At 44.7% G+C, this 23449-nt stretch carries 13 protein-coding genes; 8 read left to right on the top strand and 5 right to left on the bottom strand.

Annotated features, from left to right (window positions below):
- The first annotated feature begins 320 nt into the window (after positions 1-320).
- From QQL36_RS14050 to QQL36_RS14020, 7 genes are all read left to right on the top strand, one after another.
- A complete protein-coding gene (locus QQL36_RS14050) occupies positions 321-1196 on the top strand; it encodes an AraC family transcriptional regulator (protein WP_083721383.1) in 876 nt (291 codons plus the stop codon).
- A 217-nt stretch (positions 1197-1413) separates the two neighbouring features.
- Positions 1414-2001 (top strand): RNA polymerase sigma factor, encoded by a 588-nt coding sequence (locus QQL36_RS14045; protein ID WP_083721381.1) that lies wholly within the window; start codon positions 1414-1416, stop codon positions 1999-2001.
- 97 nt (positions 2002-2098) lie between these two features.
- A complete protein-coding gene (locus tag QQL36_RS14040) occupies positions 2099-3085 on the top strand; it encodes a FecR family protein (protein WP_083721380.1) in 987 nt (328 codons plus the stop codon).
- A 223-nt stretch (positions 3086-3308) separates the two neighbouring features.
- Positions 3309-6728 carry a SusC/RagA family TonB-linked outer membrane protein gene (locus tag QQL36_RS14035; RefSeq protein WP_321570061.1) on the top strand — a complete coding sequence of 1140 codons (3420 nt, stop codon included), beginning with the start codon at positions 3309-3311 and terminating at the stop codon, positions 6726-6728.
- A gap of 9 nt (positions 6729-6737) precedes the next feature.
- A complete protein-coding gene (locus QQL36_RS14030) occupies positions 6738-8297 on the top strand; it encodes a RagB/SusD family nutrient uptake outer membrane protein (protein WP_083721378.1) in 1560 nt (519 codons plus the stop codon).
- 451 nt (positions 8298-8748) lie between these two features.
- Positions 8749-11868: a SusC/RagA family TonB-linked outer membrane protein gene (locus QQL36_RS14025; protein ID WP_321570060.1), complete on the top strand. Its 3120-nt coding sequence runs from the start codon at positions 8749-8751 to the stop codon at positions 11866-11868.
- 11 nt (positions 11869-11879) lie between these two features.
- Positions 11880-13463 carry a SusD/RagB family nutrient-binding outer membrane lipoprotein gene (locus tag QQL36_RS14020; protein ID WP_321570059.1) on the top strand — a complete coding sequence of 528 codons (1584 nt, stop codon included), beginning with the start codon at positions 11880-11882 and terminating at the stop codon, positions 13461-13463.
- A gap of 85 nt (positions 13464-13548) precedes the next feature.
- Here the strand turns inward: QQL36_RS14020 and QQL36_RS14015 are convergent, their stop codons facing one another.
- The 4 genes from QQL36_RS14015 to QQL36_RS14000 form a co-directional block, all read right to left on the bottom strand.
- On the bottom strand, positions 13549-15156 hold the full coding sequence (locus QQL36_RS14015; RefSeq protein ID WP_321570058.1) for a SusD/RagB family nutrient-binding outer membrane lipoprotein: 1608 nt from the start codon (positions 15154-15156) through the stop codon (positions 13549-13551).
- A 12-nt stretch (positions 15157-15168) separates the two neighbouring features.
- On the bottom strand, positions 15169-18423 hold the full coding sequence (locus QQL36_RS14010; protein ID WP_321570057.1) for a SusC/RagA family TonB-linked outer membrane protein: 3255 nt from the start codon (positions 18421-18423) through the stop codon (positions 15169-15171).
- A 229-nt stretch (positions 18424-18652) separates the two neighbouring features.
- On the bottom strand, positions 18653-20983 hold the full coding sequence (locus tag QQL36_RS14005) for a M1 family metallopeptidase (RefSeq protein ID WP_321570056.1): 2331 nt from the start codon (positions 20981-20983) through the stop codon (positions 18653-18655).
- A gap of 32 nt (positions 20984-21015) precedes the next feature.
- Positions 21016-21609: a HupE/UreJ family protein gene (locus QQL36_RS14000; RefSeq protein WP_235643476.1), complete on the bottom strand. Its 594-nt coding sequence runs from the start codon at positions 21607-21609 to the stop codon at positions 21016-21018.
- Positions 21610-21669: 60 nt separating this feature from the next.
- Between QQL36_RS14000 and QQL36_RS13995 the strand changes: the two genes are divergently transcribed.
- The gene (locus tag QQL36_RS13995; protein ID WP_083721370.1) at positions 21670-22155 is read left to right on the top strand and encodes a DUF6702 family protein; all 486 of its coding nucleotides are present in this window, start codon (positions 21670-21672) and stop codon (positions 22153-22155) included.
- Here QQL36_RS13995 and QQL36_RS13990 read toward each other — a convergent pair.
- A complete protein-coding gene (locus tag QQL36_RS13990) occupies positions 22152-23444 on the bottom strand; it encodes a phenylacetate--CoA ligase family protein (protein WP_083721369.1) in 1293 nt (430 codons plus the stop codon). The two genes, QQL36_RS13995 and QQL36_RS13990, sit on opposite strands and share 4 nt — an antisense overlap.
- Positions 23445-23449: the final 5 nt, after the last annotated feature.

Here is a 23449-nt window from a genome sequence, read left to right as displayed (position 1 = left end):
ACGACCAAATTAATTCCAGCAGAGACTGTCCGGGAACGAATGATACGTATCATCCCCCGTTAACCCGCCCGGATGGGCGTTTCAACAGGAAATAAATGATATTTACTAAAAAATGATGTTTTTTTAACCAAAATTTGATAATTTGGCACTTTCACAGGAAAAGTTTTGTCAGGGGGAATGTATAAAAGACTGCATATCCGTTTGGGACACAGTCATGGAATATTACTAATTGTTTCGGGAAGATAATGTCCCGTCTGGGGCTAGAAGACGAATCATCATCACAACGGAGCTAGAATAAAAACAGCTTAAACTTATACTACATGAAACCCATTCTGATTAAAGTGGGGGCGTTTGCCGACAATCAGATCACCATCATTGAGAGAAGTGATCCTTATTTCAATACTCCATTCCATTTTCACCCGGAATGTGAGCTGGTATACGTTACGGAGAGCAACGGTAAAAGAATTGTAGGCGACAGCATTGAGAGTTTTGATGTAGGAGATATGGTGTTTCTGGGACCACACATTCCACATGTATGGTACAATGATGAAAGCTACTACAAGAACAACGAAGCGCTGAAAGCAAGATCTGTGGTAATTTATTTTCCGAAAGACATTTTCGGGGATAAGTTCTATGGATTGCCTGAGACAAAGGCATTGACTGATTTATTTCATCGTGCACAACGTGGAATGAAGATTATAGGCCCTACCTATGATCTGCTGAAAGATCAGATCCTGCAGCTACCAAAGAAAGAAGGACTGGAAAGGATCATTTCATTGCTGAGTATCCTGAAAGTATTGACAGAGACAAAGGATGTACAATACCTGGCAAGTACAGGTTATTCACATGCTTTCAATGCGAAGGATAATCATAAAATTGATGAAGTATTCAAATATGTAATGAGTAACTTCAGCAAGGAAATCTCTTTGCAGGATGTGGCAAGTATTACGAATTTGTCTCCGCAGTCTTTTTGCCGGTTCTTTAAGAACAGAACAAAGAAGTCGTTTGTGCAGTTTTTGAATGAGGTGAGAATTGGGCATGCGTGTAAGAGATTGACAGAAGAGGATTGGTCAATAGCGGAGATTGCTTATTCGTGTGGCTTTAAGAATTTGTCGAATTTTAACAGGTTTTTTAAGGAAATAGTGGGTAAAACACCTAAAGAGTATAAGAATGAATTGCGATTGAAGGAGGCTTAAATAAGCGCTTACTGCTTCAGGCATTTAAGCCTGCCACAGGCCCCGTTTCCAAAAACAAACGCTTCTGTCTATGGCAGAAGCGTTTGTTTTTGGGGAATTGACATTGAATGGAAAATGCTTTCTTTTGCTTTTTGGTATTATCAATAAATGTGGTAATTTCCCTTCATATATACGCTTGTTGAGAACCTTAACCAAATCTATGTCACGACTGTAATCCATGTATAGTAATTACTCAGACACCCAATTACTTTCATTGCTTCAGGAAGATAACATAATGGCCTTCAACGCTATCTACGCACGTTATAGCCAGCCCTTATACCTCTATATCCTGAGCAAGATTGAACCTGCCGAAGCAGGCAAGGATGTATTACAGGAACTCTTTACCTCCCTCTGGGAAAGAAGACACACGCTGAGCGTCAACGAATCGTTGAAATCGTACCTCTACCAGTCGGCCCGACATAAGATCATAGACATTTACCGCAAGAACAATACTTACCGCAAATACCTGCAACAACTCATCGAACACTTTGATGTGCAACCCGGTAGTATCACAGAACTACTGGATAGCAAAACACGTACAGAAGATGTGTTTGAAACCATCAACCAACTCCCTGAACGAATGAAGGAGATCTTCATCCTGAGCAGGGTAGAACACCAAACGGTGGAACAGATAGCCATACGCCTTGGACTGTCTCAGCAAACGGTTAAAAACCAGATTACCAAGGCATTAAAAATCCTGCGTACCAACCATGCCCAGACAGACATCGTTTTGCTGCTGCTGACCGCTGCTTTTTTTTACAATTGATGGTACTTGTTGCAACTTGAAACGACACCATTAAGAGCATCACTAACGTTAGGGACAAACATTGATACATTAGGACATTATTTTAAATTACAACGCTGTGAACCTTGATCAGATAAAGCACATACTGGAACGTTATAACGAAGGACAGTCCACAGCCGGGGAAAAACAGTTGATAGAAGAGTGGTTTGAAGGGATACAACAGCCTGTTTCGCACATTCCAGAAACTGTCATCCAGCAGGACCTCGCAGATGTACAAGCTGCACTGCACAAAAATATCAACGTGCCCCGCCGGCGCTCATTGCGCCCGTGGTATTATGCCGCAGCCGCTATCACTATGCTGGTAGCTGCCGCCAGCTGGTTTTTCCAGCACTATACCCGCTCCGCAATACCTGCGGACAATGCCGCTATGGCCAAAGTTGACAACCATAAAGAAATTATCAACGGATGCTATATCGTCACTACCGTAAAAGGTAAAACCGAACACCTGAAACTGGAAGATGGCAGCACCGTCGTGCTCAATGCCGGCAGCCGCCTCAGATATCCCATACACTTCAGCGAAAGTCGCGACCTCTACCTCGAAGACGGAGAAGCCTTCTTTGACGTAGCCCCCGACCCCGCACACCATTTCACCGTACACAGCGGAGGTCTCAGTACAACAGCGCTGGGCACCTCTTTCAATATACGCGCTTACCGCAACGAACAGAAAATCACCGTGGCCCTGCTAAGTGGCAAAGTAAAGGTATCCGCCACCGGCACTAAGCCTGTAGTACTTGAATCCAGTGAACAGTTGAGTTATGACCTGCAAAGCCTGAAAGTGACCAGAACGACCTTTAGCACCCCGGAAGCCACCGGATGGCAACAAGGTACCCTGGTCTTCAAAGATGCCTCGTATGAACAAGTGCGCAATGCCATTGAAAACACCTTTGCCGTAACCGTCATCAACCAAAGCGACAAAAAAGCATGGACCTATACCGGTAGCTTCCGGCAGGAAACCCTGCAAAATGTGCTGGAAACAATCTGTCTGACTGAATCACTGTCCTGGTCGATAGCGCGCGACACTGTAATTTTAAAAAATAAGAAATAATTTATGGGGTTAGCCCCGGCACTACAATCAGGTGGCCGTATACACATGTAACGGCCCTTTAACATCTAACACGTTTTGGTACTATCACAAAGGTTCCTCCCGTAAAACGGAGGACCCCCAGCTATTTTATAATTCGCTCCCCAGAGCATTCCTGCATGTAGTATTTGGGTAGCCCCATAAATGTTTATTGCTGCTTTACTATGTTAAAATCACCGGGGCTGAAATGAAGGGAAGATCATACTTAATGAAAGTATGTATTGTCGTAATATTCCTGTTAATATCACTATTACCAGGCAGGAAAGCTATTGCCCAGATCAGCATTTCACTTCACAACAAACCCGTCACGGAAATTATGGATGCCATTGCCACCAGGCAACACATTAGTTTCCACTATGATAAAGCCACCGTTGATGTGGATAAACCCGTTTCTTTCAATTGTAACAATCTTACCCTTACACAGGCACTGGACCAGCTGTCTGCATTGACTGGTTTTCAATTTACACTCAGAGGTGAGAATGTGATTGTAAGCGCTGTACCAGAAAATATACAGCTGCATAACCCCCTTGCATTGCAAAAGGAAATCAGTGGCAGAGTGCTGTCTTTGCATGGTTCACCACTACCCGGTGTGACCGTCATAATTAAAAACACCACAAGAGGTGTGAAGACGGATGATGCAGGGTATTACGCAATTAATACCGGTTTGAGCGACGTGCTCATCTTCCGCTCTGTAGGTTATATCAACAGAGAAATAATGGTGCCCGTAGCGACTACCACACTCGATATCACACTTACTGAAAATATCAAAGGTCTGAATGAACTCATCGTGACCGCACTGGGTATTCCTAAAAACAATAAAGAACTCCCCTACTCTACCGGCTTACTCAACAGCGATGATATCTCCACCGTAAAAGATGCCAATGTGATCAATAACCTCTCAGGCAGAATAGCCGGTGTGATGATCAACAGAAGTGCTTCTGGCATTGGCGGCTCTGCAAGAGTGGTATTGAGAGGGAATAAATCTACCCGCGAGAATCAACCTTTGTATATCATCGATGGCGTACCAATGGCCAACTTCACCCCTTCTCAACCTACTGACATCTGGGGCGAATCATCGGGTATCACTGGCAATGGTGGTCGTGACGGCGGTGATGGGATCTCGAACCTGAACCCTGACGATATTGAAAGCATCAGTGTACTAAAAAGCGCCTCCGCAGCAGCTTTGTATGGTAGCCAGGCAGCGAATGGCGTAATCATGATCACGACTAAAAAAGGGCATTCAGGCAAAGGGCATATTGAAGTATCTTCTGACCTTACGGCCGAAATACCTTTACTCCTGCCCGCCCTGCAATATCGCTATGCACAAACTACACCTCCTTATACTGATGAAAAGCAAGCCGGTTCTGCCGATAGCTGGGGTGCACCTATTCATGCCAAAGACCATGTGAAACCATTCTTCAACACTGGACTGACTTCTATGAATGGATTATCTATCAGTGGCGGGATTGAAAAAACACAGTATTATATATCGTATTCTAATACCATGAACAGGGGCATCATGCCCATCAACAGACTACAAAAACATAACTTCAATATGCGCGTCACCAGCGACCTGCTCGGGAATAAACTGCATATTGATGCAAATATCTCTTACCTGGTACAATACGCTGTAAACAGGCCCTCAAGTGGTTTATATTTTAACCCGCTTACTGGTTTATACACATTTCCACGAGGACTGGATTTCAATAGTTACAAAGAGTACCAGTACTTTGACAATAGCAGGAACATGTATATGCAGAACTGGTGGAATATCAACAACAGCCTGGGATGGACCGGACAGGATGATCAGCAGAACCCCTATTGGATCCAGAAAAGAGATGAGCGGGAAGATAACCGCCACAGAGGACTGGCTTCTCTCTCCGCCAGGTACCGTTTCAATGACTGGCTCTCATTACAGGGCAGAACTAACTTTGATAAGAGCGATGACCAATACGAAATGAAAGCCTATGCAGGTACCCAACAGGTGCTCTCTCCACCCAATGGCAGGTATACCCTTGAAAAAGAAAGTAACAAACAGTTCTATGCAGATATGATGCTGACCGCTGCCAGACAGGTATCCCCTTCCTGGAAACTACAAGGCATGCTGGGTGCCAGCATCACCGATATCAGGGCACACGACAGAAGCCTGATCAGCACGAATGCCACAGCGGCGGAAGGATTGATCGTAGCCAATAAATTCTCTGTAAAAAACATTGCATCCAATGCACTGGATGCACAGCAAAGTGTAGAACGAAAACAACTACAGGCGCTGTTTGGGAGTGCACAGGTGCACTTTAAAAACAGCATCTTTTTAGACCTTACAGGGCGTAATGACTGGAGCAGCACATTTGCTTTTACTCCTATCAAAGACAAAGGTTACTTTTATTATTCCTCAGGTATCAGTACCATTATCAGTGAACTGGTAAAACTACCTGCTATCATCAGCTTCGCGAAGGTACGGCTTTCGTATGCAAAGGCAGGGAATGACATTGCTCCTTATTCCTCCCGGCCTGCAAGGTTTATCTTACAAACCACTGCTGGTGTATCAAGAGTGAATTTCAATACACGTACACCTTATCCCGGTATTTACCTGAAACCGGAAGATAACCGTTCGCTGGAAGCCGGTACGGAGATCAGATTACTGAAAGACAGGATCAGCCTTGACTTTACCTGGTATAAGAACAATAACTATCAACAATACATGGAAGTGCGTGCACCTTCCGGTTCCGGTTATCTCTACTACTATCTGAACCTTGGAAACATCCAGAACAAAGGTGTGGAGGCCACGCTCACCATCGTGCCTGTACAGCATACTAATATTCGCTGGTCTACGACCATCAACTGTACAGTAAACTGTAACAGGGTAAAGCAGCTAAGCAGCAATACCATTCCCGGTGCTGGCCCTGACAACTACTATATCCTCACTGACTTCAATACCAACATGTATGGCTCCTTTATCAAAGAAGGTGGCAGCTGGGGTGATATTTATACCAACAAAGAACTGTATAAAAACGAGAAAGGTCAGTATGTGATAGATGATCAGGGCAACCTCGTGACGAGAAATGTATTCAAAAAAGTAGGCAACCCCAATCCACGCCTGATCACCGGTTGGAGCAATACCCTCGAATACAGACACTTTACACTCAGCTGTCTCATAGACGGCCGCTTTGGAGGCGAAGTGATGAGTGTGACCAGCTCTGTGCTGGACAATTACGGAGTAAGTGAGCGTAGTGCCAAAGCCAGAGACAACGGTGGTGTGGCGCTGAATGCGGTGTACGAAAATGGAGTGCCTCTCACCGTACCATACGATGCCCGTAAGTTCTTCTCCACCATCGGAGGCAGAGCCGGCATCGGAGAAATGTATATGTATGATGCTACCAATATAAGATTAAGAGAACTTTCATTGACTTATGAAGTACCTGTCAAAAATAAGTACATCAACCGCCTGCAAATAGGATTGTTGGGGAAAAACCTGTGCTTCTTTAAACTGAAAGCCCCCTTTGATCCGGAAGTGGCAATGAGCAGTGGAAATGGTTTGCAGGGCATAGATGTATTTGGAGTATCGGCTACAAGAAGTATTGGCATACATGTGAAGGCCGCATTTTAAAACGATTCTATGCGTAACATGATTCTGGTGTGTATGGTGGTTCTGCTGCATACTGCCTGCACACGAAATTTTGAAGAGATCAATACGAATCCTTATGACCTGTATGACGATGAGCTGAAAGGAGATTTTAAACTACTGGGCGATCCGCTTACCCAATCCATGCTGAATATATTATCCAGCAGTGATGTAAGTGTGGCGCAATTACAGCAGAACCTGATGGGTGATGTATTCTCAGGATACATGATGACACCTAATCCCTTTCAGGACAACAGGAACAATATGACATATGACCTGCTGGATAGCTGGAATGACGATGCATGGCTCACTGCTTATGGCAGCGTAATGCCTAACTGCAAATTTGTGATGGACAATGCACGGGGGAAGTATATAGACTTTTATGCATGGGCACAGCTATTGAAAGTGATTGCCATGCACCGCATCAGTGATATCTATGGACCTGTGATCTATACACATTATGCTATGATCAATGACGATCATAGTATTGATTACGATTCTCAGCAGGATGCTTATACAGCCTTCTTTCACGATTTGGATTCTGCCATTACAACGCTCTCCAATTTTGCAGATAGTACAGGTACAAGGCGGTTTGCCGACTTCGATCTGTCATATAAAGGGGATTATAAGAAGTGGGTGAAACTCGCAAATACATTGCGCTTGCGGCTGGCGATCCGTATTTCCAAAGTAGATCCTGTCAAGGCACAGGAAGAAGGTGAAGCAGCCCTCTCTCACCCTTATGGATTGATCAGTACAGTGGCAGATAATTTCAATATTGATATCAGTCCGGCTACGCACCCGGTGAATGTGATTTGTAATTCCTGGAATGATATCAGGATGGGTGCGCCAATGGAATCTATATTGACAGGGTATCATGATCCCCGGTTGCCATATTATTTCAATTCTACAGAAGCAAAGGATTCTGTTTATCATGGCATCAGGAATGGGATTGCTATTCCCGGTAAAGACGTGTATATAGGCTTTTCAAAGCTGGCATTGCTGCCATCGCATATTCAGTTATTAACAGCAGCAGAAGCTTATTTTTTAAAAGCAGAAGCCGCCTTGTATGGATGGAAAGGTGCTGGCGATGTACAGGACAATTATGAACAGGGTGTGTATATGTCTTTCCAGCAATATGGAATTACAGCAGCTTATAATGAATATATCCACAATAGTACTTACGTACCTAAGGCTTATGTTGACCCTCAAAATGCATTGAATAATGTTGACTCCCCTTTAAGTAAAATTACTATTCAGTGGGCCCCCAATGCAACGACGTCCTGTAAACTGGAAAGGATCATTACACAGAAATGGATTGCCATGTTTCCTGATGGACAGGAGGCGTGGTCCGAGTTTCGGCGTACGGGGTATCCGAAGTTATTTCCCATTGTGGTAAATAATAGTAGTGGAAAGATACCGACGGAAACGTTTATAAGAAGGATACCTTTTATACAATTTGAATATACCACGAATCAGGCGGGGGTGAACAGAGCGGTAGCAACATTGAAGGGAGCAGATAATGGAGGAACAAGATTATGGTGGGATCTGCCATAAATTTACTTTTATAAAAACCTTCATGAAAGAGGGAATTCACCAACGGGGAATGAAAACCACTTTCAGAAAAAAAGGCCGCAGCCAGATCAAAATATTTTTTTCTCACACGATGGTACTATTTTAATTTCCACACGACACCTCATTATGCACCTGAAAAAATTCCTGTAGACACTAAGGGGGAATCAGGGCAGCACGTATTGAACATGTTAGTAAAACATCGCAATGGTATAGGTGAAATGCGCAGTTAACGGCGCATTGTATCACATTATTTTATTTCTGCTACACGGGCCCATAGCTGAAAAGATTATGTTATACTGCTTATCAACCAGAATCTAAAATCGACAATCAAAATTCACTAACAGTTACGTTGGAATTGCCAGGATGTACTACATCCTCTGGCATTCCTATGGGAAACAACATCCATTTAGGTCAATTTTTAAAGGCAGTATCTATGAAACGTACACTACGCTTGACAAAAGCATGCAGTGCCACAGGCATTGTGCTGGGCCTCATGCTCGCAACCGGCATACAGACCGCCGTTGCAGCTCCTTCTCTTTCAACTTATGCTGCAAGGCAACAAAGAGACATTACGGGTATTGTGCGTGACGTTCAGGGCAACCCTTTGCCTGGTGTGACCGTAACGCTCAAAAATAGTAACAGGGGTACTAAAACAGATGTCAGCGGCACTTACCGCATTGCCGCAGGGACAGGCGATGTACTGGTATTTTCTTACGTTGGCTTTACCTCTAAGGAAATCACTGTAGGTGCTGAAACTACCGTCAGCATTGTTCTGGAAGAAACTGTAAAAGGTCTTAATGAACTGGTAGTAACTGCACTTGGTATACGAAGAGAAGCCCGTAGTCAGGGTTATGCCGTATCCAAAGTACAAGGTGCAGATATGACCAAAGCCCGCGAAATCAGCGTGGCCAATGCACTGGAAGGACGCGTAGCCGGTGTGAACAGCACCCCTCCTTCCACAGGTCCAGGTGGCTCATCACGCGTGACCATCAGAGGTAACTCCTCTTTGAGTGGCAACAACCAGCCGCTCTATGTAATAGATGGTATCCCCATGAACAATGCGAACCTCGGTTCTGCTACCATGTGGGGTGGCGCTGACCTTGGCGATGGTATATCCAGCATCAACCCTGATGACATCGAAGATATGACCATCCTGAAAGGCGCTGCTGCCTCTGCCCTCTATGGCCAGCGTGGTGTAAACGGTGTGATCCTCATCACTACCAAATCAGGTAAAGCCGGTCAGCTGGCAGTAGAACTGAACAGCAATATCACGGTGGATAAAGTGAACGACTTCCTCGACTTTCAGGATGTATACGGACAGGGTATTCAGGGGGCACATCCTACTGATAAACAGTCTGCCCTGAACAGTGGTCTTTCCAGTTGGGGTACCAAACTGGATGGCTCTGCAGTGACTCTCTTCGATGGACAGACACACCCTTACTCCAAACAAGGTAACCACTTAAAAGATTTCTATAAAACAGGGAATACGCTCAGCAACACCATTTCTGTAGCTGGTGGTAATGATAAAACCACCTATCGCGTAGCTCTCGGAGACCTGCGTAGCAACGGTATCTATCCGAATACACAGTACATCCGCGACAACGTGAACCTGGACCTCAATTACAAAATGTCTGACAAATGGAGCGGACAAACCAACATCACATACGCCAAAGAATTGACCAACAATCGTTCTAACCTGAGTGATGCACCTGGCAATGGTAACTATGCCATCGCCTTCCTGCCAGCGAATGTGAAAGCGTCTTATCTGGCACCAGGCTATGATGCACAGGGCAACGAAACCGTGTTTAGCAGTGACCTGTTCAGCACCAATCCTTACTTTGCCGCCTACCGCTTTATTAACAATACGAAGAAGGACCGCGTGATTGGTATGACCAGTTTACGCTATGCGCCTACTTCCTGGTTGTACATACAGGGTCGTGTGGCAAATGACTTCTTCAGTTTCAATGCCACCTCTATTACGCCGACTGGTACCGCTTACCGCCCTAAGGGTAGCTTAGACCTGGAGCGTAACAGACAGTTCAACGAAATGAATGCAGACGTGCTGATTGGGGTGAATAAAAATATCACCCGCAACCTGAGCATGAACCTGAATGCCGGTGCAAACCTCCTGCAAAAAAATGATAAGGTCAACGATGTGACAGCGTCTAACTTCGCTTTCCCATTCGTGTACAATCCATCTACAGCAGGTACGAAGAACAGCACTATCGTTGAATACAAAAAAGAAGTACACTCTGTGTATGGTGCGCTGGAATTGGCTTACAGCAATTTCCTCTACCTGAACCTGACAGATCGTAATGACTGGAGCAGTACCCTGCCAGCGGCAAACAACTCCTACAATTATCCATCTGCTACTATCTCTTATGTTTTCTCTGAAAATGTAAAAGCAAGCTGGCTCAACTTCGGTAAACTCCGCGCAGGTTTTGCACAGGTAGGTGGTGATGCGGATGAATATAAAACGGCATTGTACTACAGCACGCTGGGTAGCACCATCAACGGCGCTCCGATCGGTGACATTGACAACAAAATTCCTAACAAGGCGCTGAAACCACTGAAAGTAAAAGAACTGGAAGTGGGTGCTGAATTCAAGTTGTTCAACAACCGTGTGTTTGGTGACTTCAGTTATTATAACAAGAAAGCAACGAACGATATCGTGACTGCGACCGTATCATTAGGGTCTGGGTATTCCAGCGCACTCGTGAATGTGGGTGAACTGCAGAACCAGGGTATTGAGTTAATGATTGGTGGTACGCCAATAAAATCCGGTGCATTGACATGGACCACAACATTCAACTTTGCCCATAACCAAAACAAGGTGATTCAGCTGGCACCCGGTCAGAATGAAATGGTGGTAGAAAACGGGGAATCCCGCACAGAAGCTGCCTTCATAGAACATGTGGTAGGTAAACCATATGCGCAGATCATGGTGTACGATTATAAGAAAGATGCGAAAGGCAACCTGGTGGTGAATGCTTCAGGTCTGCCACAACGAACAGATGCACTGGTGAGTGCAGGTACAGGTGTAGCGCCTTTCAGCGGTGGATGGAGCAATGATCTGGCTTATAAGCAATTCCATCTCTCCTTCCTCATCGACTTCAAATCAGGTGGTCATATTTACTCAGGTACAAATGCGAACGCTTACGGATATGGGCTGCAGAAAGAAACATTGCCAGGTCGTGAGACGGGAGTTACTGTAACAGGTGTAGATGATTCCGGTGCACCGGTAACCACCAACATCAGTGCACAGACTTATTATAGCCAGCTGGCAACGATCTCAGCCCTGCATGTATATAAGACAGACTTCATCAAGTTCCGTTCTGTAAGCCTTACATACGACTTCAGCACCAGCGCCATGCACAACAAACTGCATGGTGTGAGTGTATCGCTGGTAGGACGCAACCTGTTCTACTTCAAGAAGTCTACACCTAATATTGACCCTGAATCCAACTATAGCAATAGTAATGCGCAGGGTCTTGAATATGCCGGTCTGCCTACTAGCAAATCCTTTGGCGTTAACCTGAATGTTAAATTCTAAAACCAGCTGCAATGAACGCTCTATATAAAAAGATAATTGCTTTTTCTTTTTCTGCTATCATGCTGTTGCCAGCTTGTACCAAGAACTTTGAAAGCATTAATACAGATAAGAATAAATCCAGTGAGAACACCGGTGTACCTGAGTACAACTTTACCCGTGCACTGCTGGAATATACTGGTAACAGTGATTACAGTTATGATACCTGGCGTGTGAACATCATCTATTGTGCGATGATGATGCAACAGTTGTCAAACGTATCCTGGTATGCAGGTGATAAGTATATGCAGAATGATGCATGGTCCAATGCCTTGTTTGATAAGGCATACACCGACCAGGTGAAATACATCACGGATGTAATACGCCTCACGAAGGATGATACATACTATAGCAACCAGTATAACATGGCGCGTATTGCCAGGGTAATGATCTTCCAGCGCCTGACAGATGTGTATGGAGATATTCCTTATTCTGAAGCAGGTGAAGGTTATAGTGACCAGAACTATGCACCTAAGTACGATGCGCAGCAGGACATCTATACGAATATGGTGACAGAACTGGACGAAGCGGCCAAAGCCTTGGATGCCACGAAAGCCATACCTGGACAGGGCGACCTCATTTACAATAAAGGAGGTAGTTCCACTGCAACAGTAGTGGTAAAGAACTGGCAAAAACTGGCTTATTCACTCATGCTGAGAATAGGGATGCGCCTTACAAAGGCAGATGTAGCCACTGCACAACAGGTAGTAGAGAAAGCTTATGCCGGTGGTGTGATTGCTGACAATAGCGAGAATGCCTATATCCTGCACGATGCAGCAGGTGGCAGAACCACTGTGAACAGAAACAGTAACATCCTCTCTGGTGAGTGGAATGCAATCGGCAATGCAGGTGAAGCAAGTTTAGGCACAACTTTCATTGATTTTCTACGCAATAACAATGATCCACGTCTTGCATACATCGGTACAGTGCCTGCTACAGGTAGTACGGCAGCGGCAGATCAGCTGGGTATGCCGAATGGGTTTGATACAAACGGAGCATCAAGTGCTACAGATATTACGAAAGCGCCGAATTATCCCGGTGATCTGAAAAAGTATTCAGTACTGAATAAGAACGTATTTCTGAAACTGGATGGACCTACTTTTTTAATTACTTATGCACAGGTAGAACTGCTGTTGGCAGAAGCTGCTAAAAGAGGCTGGAATGTGGGAGCAAATGCCGCGACACATTATGCCAATGGGGTGAGCGCTGCAATGGGTCAGCTGGCGCAGTACGATGCGTCAGCGGCCATCAACAGTACGACTATTAAAACTTACCTGACAGCACATCCTTATAATGATGCTGATGGTTACAACCAAATTAATACGCAGTATTGGGCCGCAAGTATGCTGGATTGGTATGAAGTGTGGGCTAACTGGAGGAGGAGTGGATATCCGGAATTAACGCCGGTGAATTATGTAGGGAATGCAACTGGTGGACAGATTCCAAGGAGGATGTTGTATCCTGCATCAGAGGCGGCGAGCAATGCAACGAATTACCAGGAGGCGATTGCAAGGCAGGGTAGTAATTCGTTGATGACGAAAGTGTGGTGGGATAAGTGATGAACTAACTTATGTATAGCCATCTATACCGCTATAAAAAGCAGCAATAACAAGCCGGACCTGTTCAGGTCCGGCTTTTGTTTATTTACTTGAGTAACCACATTGATCCATTGATATCATCACTGCTAAATCCCTGATTGCTCAACGCTGCTTTCCAGTTCGCTGCATTCAGGTTCTGTTCCGAACTTGGATACCCCCATCTCTTTGGAATCACCCCATTATTCCCGATACCGGTTCCCTCATCAAAAACAGGTACTCCTGTTCTGCGATAGTTAAAATAAGCCTCCCAGCCGGAATTCTGGAACATGGCAATGTACTTCTGTGTCAGGATTTGTTCCAACCCTGCATCAGCACCTGCATACTTCACGGAAGACTGAGCTAAATAAGTGCTTAAATCGAAGGTAAAAGCATAAGAGGTATAATCACCCAGTGAACTACCAAACTTCAGGAAATAAGCTGTATAGCTGGTCTGTGAAGCGGTAATACCATAGAACTTCATAGACTCTGTAATACCTGTATTATACCAGGTCTCCGCATCACCACTGATCCAGCCTCTGTTGATCGCCTCTGCGATGTTGAAACACATTTCTTTGTAACCTACCAATACATCCGGCTCACCAGTGTAAGTATCATAATAATGCTTACGATTGATCAGGGAAAGGTTACCAGCGATGGCATCAGAATACATGTTCGCAATGGATTCACCTGTGCTCGCACCTACAAATGAACGATAGTCTACTGCGCTGTAACCTTTTGTAGCAATGATATTCCATGCCGGCTCACAGGTGATGAACACACGTGCATCGTTCAGATCAGTGAGGTTATGCACATATGTATTCGCCATGTTGTAACGCTGTGCATCAGATCCAAAGTTGTTTGGACTCTGTGGATAAACATTATAGGTTTCTACATAAGTGAATTTGAAATCATCATCTACACTGGTGAAGATCGGATAAGTTGAAGGATTATTGATAATAGTGGCAAACTGAGATATCACATTCAGTTCATCGTCAGACGTCTTATTACTCAGACTGATCAGCACACGGAGCTTGAAGGTATTTGCCAGCTTGCGCCATTTGGTCAGATCACCTGCATAATAGATATCCTGTGTAGAACCGTCGATAGTATTATCACCAGCATTAATCAGTGTAGTCAGGTGGTTATTTACAGTATCCAATGTATTCAGCACAAAGGTAAATACATCTTTCTGTGAAGCATAAGCCGGGGTAAGATTATCCGTACCCTGCACTGCACCATCCAAAGGAATATCACCCATCATGGAGGTCATATTGTAATAGTAGTATGCACGTACAAATTTACCAATCGACTCATAAGGATTGATTGAATCTGCACCACGGGTAGCAGCTTCTTTCTCCATCTGTACTACGTTTTTCAATACGATGTAGCTGTCAAAGCTACCACTTGACCAGCCATACTGGTTATCACCATAATATTCATAGTTACGGCAATAGTACTGGTTCCAGCGATGTACGGCGCCCCATGATCCATAGTCTTCCAGTGCACCATCATCCTGCGTACCCGACATATCAGTCAATACAGCGCCCAGCAGTAACTCTGCCGTCACACTACCCGGCTCGTTCGGATTGGCCTGTAGTTCTTCAATCTTTTTATTACAAGCTGCCATCATCAGACAACTCAATGCGATGATTAATATATATTGATATCTTCTCATTGTGTTTGGGTATTAAAAGGTAATATTCAGGTTCACACCATAACTGCGAGTCGTAGGCGTCTGCAGACCGGAACCACTATCCTGTGTGTACTGGTCAACGTCCATATCCTTGTAACGACTCGGGAAGAAGTACAACAGGTTACGACCTACCAAAGACACGGATGCATTCTGGAACACAGTCCGCTTACCAAAAAGGTCGGCAGGCAGGCGGTAAGTAAGCGTTACTTCTCTCAGCTTGGCATAGGTCTTCTTGATATTGTTCAGGTCATGAATAGAAGCCATCCTGGTTACATACTGCTGTACAGATGTCTTTGTCGCATTTTTAGATACAGTCAATTCATCTTCATTAGTGATCTTACCTGTGATCGGATCCAACGAAATGGTTCCACCCGTCAGGTTTACACCTTCACCCACATAAGAGAAACCAGTAGACCCAAGTGCGTCGTCAGGGCGTGCTTCACCAAATTTACCCTGTGTACTTTCGATATGACGGCCACCTTGCAGGGATTTTTGACGTACATAGTCGTGTACCACACCACCTACCATACCATCGAATCTGAAACGGAAAGAGAAGTTCTTGTAGCTGAAAGTATTGGTAATACCCCACTGCCAGTCAGGATCTGAGTGACCAAACACTTTCTTGGCGTTTACACCCAGGTCAGTATAACGCAGCAGCAAACCAGATGACTGGTCGATGACTAACTGGCCACCAGAAGTTCGAACGAATGCATTGTCATACACCAGGTCAGTACGGGTACCGCTATGTACCCAGTTGTCACCACTTGGGTTATCAATCCATTTGCGTACGAATTTGAACCAGTTTACATTCACATCCCAGTTCAGACCAGTCTTGTTGCGGATAGGAGAACCACCCAATGTTACTTCCCAACCGTCATTCTGTGTCTTACCCTGGTTCTTGATTAACTGTGAATAACCTGTTGATTCAGAAACATCCGCTGTATAAATCAGGTCGTCTCTGTAACGGTAACGGGTTACATCCAGGCTCAGCCTGTTTTCGAGGAAACGTACATCCAGACCTGCTTCGTAAGCTTTTCTTTCAGCAGTTCTGATATTGTTACCCACCAGTGTATTGGTATAGGAAGCGCTGTTTTGATTGCTATAGTAAGGCTGCAGGGTGTAAGTCTGTGAGAAATCGTATCCCGGACCATCGTATGGAGAATAGTAAGTATATCCATAACCACCACCTGCCAGGTTAGATACATTTGGCGCAAAATAGGTATCAGTACCACCCGACTTACTGCTGGCAAATGAACCACGTACTTTCAGGAAAGAAATACCTTTTGGTAACTTCACATAATCAGAGATCACAGTAGCCAGGTTGAACGAAGGATAGAAATAAGTATTGTTTTCAGCCGGTAGTGTGGAAGACTTATCGAAACGGCCGGTAATGTTGGCAGTCACATAAGATTTGTAACCCAGATCCAGTGAATAATAACCACTCAGCACCAACATTTCAGCATTATAAGAAGCTGCCTGTACAGAGTTAAGTGAGTTAGAAAATGAATATACACCAGGTACATTCAGATAGTTGGTAGTAGTATACTCTGAATTGAAACGGAAAGTTCTGGCATTACCACCAAACATGCCCTGTACATCGAGGAAACCAAGGATAGCGTTTCTATGGTACTTAGCCTGAAACTCTACGTTCGATTCGAAAAGAGAACGGTTATCCACACGGTAGTCACCTTTATGCTCAGGTCTGTCGTATACTGTAGCAGAATAAGGCAGTTTCTCTGTATTGGTAAAGTTGTAAGTAGTTATGCTAGGACGTAAAGTCAGATCAATGTTGTTATTAACATTATAGTTCAACGCTGCATAACCATTTACGTTATTTACGTAGTGACCTCTCAGCCACTCGTAACTCATGAACCATGGGTTATTATAACGATAGTATTCAGCGTATTTCTGCTGTACACCTACTTTACCTGGCTGCCAGTAATCACGCATATCGTCTACGCTCCAATCCGCACCACCCCACAGGATCATATTGTAGATGATACTGTTAGGACCATAGTTTACATCCGGAATGTTCGGCGTAGACTGGCGGCTGTAGTTGATATAAGTCTGGATGGAGAAACGCTTTGTAAATTTATACCCAATGCTGGCAGAAGCATTGAAGTTGTTCAGTTGTGTATTGGGTACGATGCCTTTCTGGTAACTGTTACCCATAGAGAAACGCAGGTCAGCTTTGTCGGTAGAAGAGCTGAGTGCCACGCTGGTGCTGTTCAGGATACCAGTTTGCAAAAAGCGTTTCAGGTTATCCTTACCACGCGCCGTCCAGGCAGTTGGTTTGATATGACCCTGAAAAGATGTACCATCTTCGAAGTTGGTAGTATAAGTAGTGTTTGCATCATATTCACCATCATACTGTGGCAGCATACGGCCATCCAGCTTAGGGCCCCATATGTCGTAGTCATAGTCGTTTACACCCCCACCCTGGCCATCGCCAAATGCATATTTACCATATTCACCTGCACCATATTCATCCTGGTATTTAGGGAGCGCAATGAAACCACCATTCCACTGTGTACTGTTGTTTACATCAATGGTATAGCCACGTTTATTTTTAGTACCTTTTTTAGTGTTGATTATGATCACACCATTCTTACCTCTGAAGCCGTATAATGCCGCAGCACTAGGGCCTTTCAGCACAGTGAAACTTTCGATATCATCCGGGTTAATGTTGTAAGTATCAGAGCTTAATGGTACCCCATCTACCACATACATTGGGCTACCATCGCCACGCATAATTACGCCGGGTGAGTGACCAATTTCAGGTGTGATATTGATAGAGAGACCCGCCACATTTCCTTTCAGTGAATTGAGTACACTGGGTTCGCGTGCCTGTGTCAGATCATTGGCTTTTACATCCTGGATAGCGTATCCAAGGCGTTTTACCTCTTTCTTTACCCCGGTAGCAGTTACCACTACTTCATTGAGGTCTTTGGTACTGGCATCAACCGTGATCGTGATGTCCTCACCATTTATAGTAAATTCAGATGGTGTGATACCGAGACCAGAGATAGCTAAGATATCTCCTTTTTGAGCCCTGATCGCAAAACTGCCATCTACATTGGTTACTGTTCCATTTTTTGTGCCTTTTACAATGACCGTCGCACTAGGGATGGGCGTCTGGTCTGATTTAGCCAGTACATGGCCGTTTATTAGTTTTTGCGCAAGGGAGGAAAAAGGTAACAATAGCATTACCATTAACATCCATGCGAATGCATTACATCTTTTTGGCATAACTGTTTTTTAGTTGATGTGAATTACTATAAAGCGATTTAATTGATTTAGACTCTTTTTGATAACTATCTACTCCAATCCCTGTGATGATGGGTACAAAGATCTAAAAGGAGTTTTAACAATTTGTTTAGTATACCTTAACTAATTGTTAAGTATTTATAAATAGGGATAAACAAAAAAAGCGCTTTTGCCGGTGGCAAAAGCGCTTTTTTATTATACGTTACAACTACTATTTACGAGCCTGTTGCATTGGGTTACCACCTGTGGAGGTGCCTCTTACCGCCTGTTCACTGCGGAACAACTCAAACCTGGTTGGTGTCAGTGCCCTTGGCCAGCTGTTATTGGCTTCGTCTATATCACCTGTCTCTCTTTGTGGATCCAGTTTAATTGATACGACTTCCTTATCTTTTGCAAATACCTTGGTCACATGGTTTTCATCATGACGCCAGATGTAAGCTGAAATACGCTCTGTTTCCTTCGTACCATCTACATATGTCCACTCTATAATTAGTGGCATTACCAGCCCACCTACATTCGTGAATGATACCTGGTAGAAGTTCTTTTTGCTGTCATACAATCTCTTTTCTTCAGGGCTGAGGCCTGCATAGTAATTACCATATGTCTTTTTATCTTCTTCACTTACATCAAAACGATTCCATTTATAATAGAAATCCTGTAATGCAGTATCCTGTTCTGCTACGAATTTCATGCCCTCTGCTTTGTTGCGTGCGCGGGAAATATGGTCTGCATTGCGATCATATTTTGCTTTCGCTTCTGCTTTTGCTACCTGTGGTTCTTTCGTATCCAAACGGAACATCTTCACACTATCGATAGAGATATCCACCGGATCAATACCATAGAACCATCCTCTCCAGAACCAATCCAGGTCTACTGCAGATGCATCTTCCATCGTACGGAAAAAGTCGGCAGGTGTAGGATGCCTGAATGCCCAGCGACGTGCATATTCACGGAAAGCAAAGTCAAACAGTTCACGCCCCATCACGGTTTCACGCAGTATGTTCAGTGCTGTACTTGGTTTAGCATAGGCGTTCGGACCAAACTGCTCAATGTTTTCAGAGTTGGTCATAATCGGTTCCAGCTGATCCTTCGGCATGCGCATATAATCTGCAATCTTGTAGGCAGGTCCACGGTTGGAAGGGAAGTTGTTATCCCACTCCTGCTCTGCCAGGAACTGGCAGAAAGTATTTAGACCTTCATCCATCCATGTCCATTGTCTTTCGTCAGAGTTTATGATCATAGGGAAGAAGTTGTGGCCTACTTCGTGGGTGATCACACCGATCATACCATTCTTCACTGCTTCTGAATAGGTACCGTCTTTTTCAGTACGGCCATAGTTAAAGCAGATCATTGGGTATTCCATACCATTGGCAGCTTCTACTGAAATCGCTACTGGGTAAGGGTATGGAATCGTATGTTTAGAATATACTCTCAGGGTATTTGCCACTACCTTCGTTGAATAGCGTTTCCACAGCGGGTAAGCTTCAGGACCATAGTAAGACATGGCCATTACTTTCTTGCCTTCTACATTTGTCGCCATGGCATCCCATACCAGGCGGCGGGAAGATACCAGTGCAAAGTCACGCACATTTTCTGCGTTATACACCCATGTTTTACGGGCGGTGGCATGGCTGCCCATGTTACTCTTCATTTCATCAGGCGTCACGATTTCCAGCGGTTCTTTTGCACTCTGTGCCTGTTGCCAGCGCTGGTACTGTGCACCTGTCAGCACTTCTTTGTAGTTCTGACATTCGCCGGTAGCACCTACGATGTGGTCAGCAGGTACATTCATGCTTACATGGAAATTGCCAAAAGTAAGTGCGAACTCACCCCGACCGGTGAACTGATGGTTCTGCCAACCCTGGAAGTCAGAATATACAGCCAGGCGGGGATACCATTGCGTGATCGTGTAGAGGTAGTTTTTATCTTCAGGGAAGTACTCGTACCCACCACGACCACCTTCGATCATACGATCAGAGATGTTGTACCACCATTCCACCTTGAACCGGAACTTCTGGCCGGGTTGCAGGGTTTGTGGCAGGTCCATACGCAGCATGGTCTGGTTAATGGTATACGGAATCTCTTTCCCGCTTTCGTCGGTGATCTTTACGATGTTGGTACCGAAACCAGGGCGTGGGCCAAGGATCTGGTTTACATCCCTCATCGTCATTCTGCTCTTAATGGCGCTACCGTCAAAGCTATTGTTATCGCTTTTCGGATTGTGCTCATTTTCATCCAGTTGCAACCAGATGTACGTCAGCGGATCGGGAGAGTTGTTGTAATAAGTTACGGTCTCCTTCCCTGTCAGCTTTTGCTTGTCATCGTCCAGGGTAGCGGAGATGTCGTAATCGGCTCTTTGTTGCCAATACTTAGGACCTGGGGCACCGGATGCAGAACGGTATTCGTTAGGCGTCTGGAGAATGGTTCCTAATTGCTCAAACTTATTACCATGGTTAGAGCCGGTAAGTGGTAAGGATTGTGCGCTGGCGCCGGCAGTGATACAACAGGCCGCCAGAGCCAATTTGATTGCTTTTTTTCTCATAAAAAAACCTGGTGACAGTTGGTTGTCCCTGTCTATTTTGTTATAAATTCTTTACATCTTTCAATGGTTATCAGAACGGCTACGCCAAAGATGGCAGCAGAGAGGTAAATATTCCAGTCCCTGCGTTTTACCCCTGTAACATTTACAATAATACCGGCCAGTAATAATACGCCTGCTACGACCATCATCTGCCCTACTTCCAGCCCCAGATTGAAAGCCAGCAAGGGTGTAAGGATGTTTTCCTGTGTGCCGATCAGACTCTTCAGGTAGGCAGAGAAGGCCATACCATGAACAAGGCCGAAAAACAATGCGAACAGATAGTTCAGTTGGACTCTTTGTGGCGACAGCTCTTTTTTAAACATATTGAAAAGAGCGGTAATCCAGATAGTGATTGGTATGAGCAGTTCTATCAGACTGCTTTGGATATATACGACGTTTGCGACACTTAAAGCCAGTGTGATGGCGTGACCAATTGTAAAAGCTGTGACAAGAACAAGCACTTTTCTCCAGTCCTGCAGCATATAAATAGCGGACAACGCCATGATAAACAGGATGTGATCGTAGCCATCCCAGGCAATGATATGCTGCCACCCCATTTGAAAATACATCCCGAATTCGGTGCTCACAATTTCCTATTTTTGGTAATTATACAAGGATACTGCTAATATTTAAAATTTTTTAGGCAAGTGGGTTTAATATTATATAAATGGTTATTGGGGTCTTTTTTCGCATTTCACCCATTCTATGTGAGTGTCACTGAGATCGAGCATGTAAAGACTAAAAACGAGGTCCAGGTCAGCTGCCGGATCTTTGCCGACGATCTGGAAAATGTACTGAAAAAGGAATCAAAACTCCCGCTGGACATCATCCACCCAACCAATAAGGCACAAATGGATAGCCTCATCGCCGGCTATATCAATAAACATTTATATATCAATGTGGATGGAAAAGCCGTAAAGCTTACCTATCTCGGCTATAAAATTGAAGAAGAAGCGGCCTGGTGCTTTTTGGTGGCACAGAACATCACTCCTTTCAAACAGGTGAAAGTCAAAGACGATATCCTTTATAGCGAGCATCCCAACCAGATCAACATGATCCATGTGATCCGGGATGGCGTGAGAAAAAGCAATAAACTGGATAATCCGAAAGCCGCGGTATCTGTGAGCTTTTAACCGCGGTTATCCACAAATTTCACGGGTTTGCGTAGCCCTTCAGGCATCAGCATCTTCATGATCTCCGTTTGCCCTACATACCTGATCTGAGGTATTACCCTCAGTTTGGCTTGTAGGTAAGAACGGATCTTTCTGTCTATATCTTCTGATTCCTGTATTGGCCACAGATGCAGTAAGATCTCGTCTGTGCCTATTTCGTTGGAGAATACTTCTACTACAAACTCTCTCACTTCTTCCATATCATTCAGCAGGTCAAACAGCGCAGGTGGATACAACGTGGTACCCTTGTACTTGATCATCTGTTTACGACGGCCTATCACAGGTGATAAACGCTTCGTCTGGCGACCACAGGAACATGGTTCTTCAAAGTAACGGCAGATGTCTCCTGTCTTGTAGCGCAGCAATGGCATCCCTTCTACACCGAGTGTCGTAATCGTCACTTCGCCATCCTGGCCAGGGCCTACAGGTTGATTATTATCATCCAGCAGTTCTACATACAGCAACTCAGGATGGTGGTGCCCGCCATGACCTGCATTACACTCTGTAAATGCCGTCTGCATTTCTGTACTGGCATAGGTAGAATAAAGCTTGATATCCCATTGCTCTGTAATCCTCTTGCCCAATACATTGTAAGTGAAATCCGCATTACGGATATTCTCCCCTATACATACCGCCTTTTTTACTGAAGACGAGTTAATATCGATATTATGTTCTTTTGCAAATGCAATCAACTTCACGATAAATGAAGGTACTGCTACTATTGTGGTTGGCTGTATCCGCTGTATATTCTCCCATTGCAGAGAAGGTACACCCGGCCCCACACGTAGCACACCGGCCCCTAACTTGCGGATACCATTATAATATGCCATCCCCGCCATAAACTGTCTGTCCAGCGTAAGCATCAGCTGAAAGATATCATTCTCCGTACCATCAGCACAGCAAAAAGAAATGTATTCATTATACGCCAGCCGATCCTGATCTTTCTGTGTCAAAGCAATGATCACTGGTCTGCCCAGCGTACCGGAGGTAGTGGTATATTCTGCAATCTTGCTTTTATCTACGCACAGAAAATCCCAGTTCTGTTCCTGCAGGTGCTCCTTCGTGACAGGTGGAATACGCCAGAGGTCATCCAGCGATTTTACGTCGGAAGGCTGTATGCCATGTTCGGCAAACCAACTCCGGTAAAAAGGTGAAAACTCCCGCAGGTAACCCAGCAGGTGAAGGACTTCTTTTTCCTGAAATGCCCTGATGGAAGTAGCGGGCTGCAATTCAATATTGGGTATGTACATGGTAT

The organism is Chitinophaga sp. LS1 (assembly GCF_034274695.1).
GTDB lineage: Bacteria > Bacteroidota > Bacteroidia > Chitinophagales > Chitinophagaceae > Chitinophaga.
Note: the sequence above shows the minus strand (reverse complement) of the source record. Positions and strands in the feature narration are given on the sequence as shown.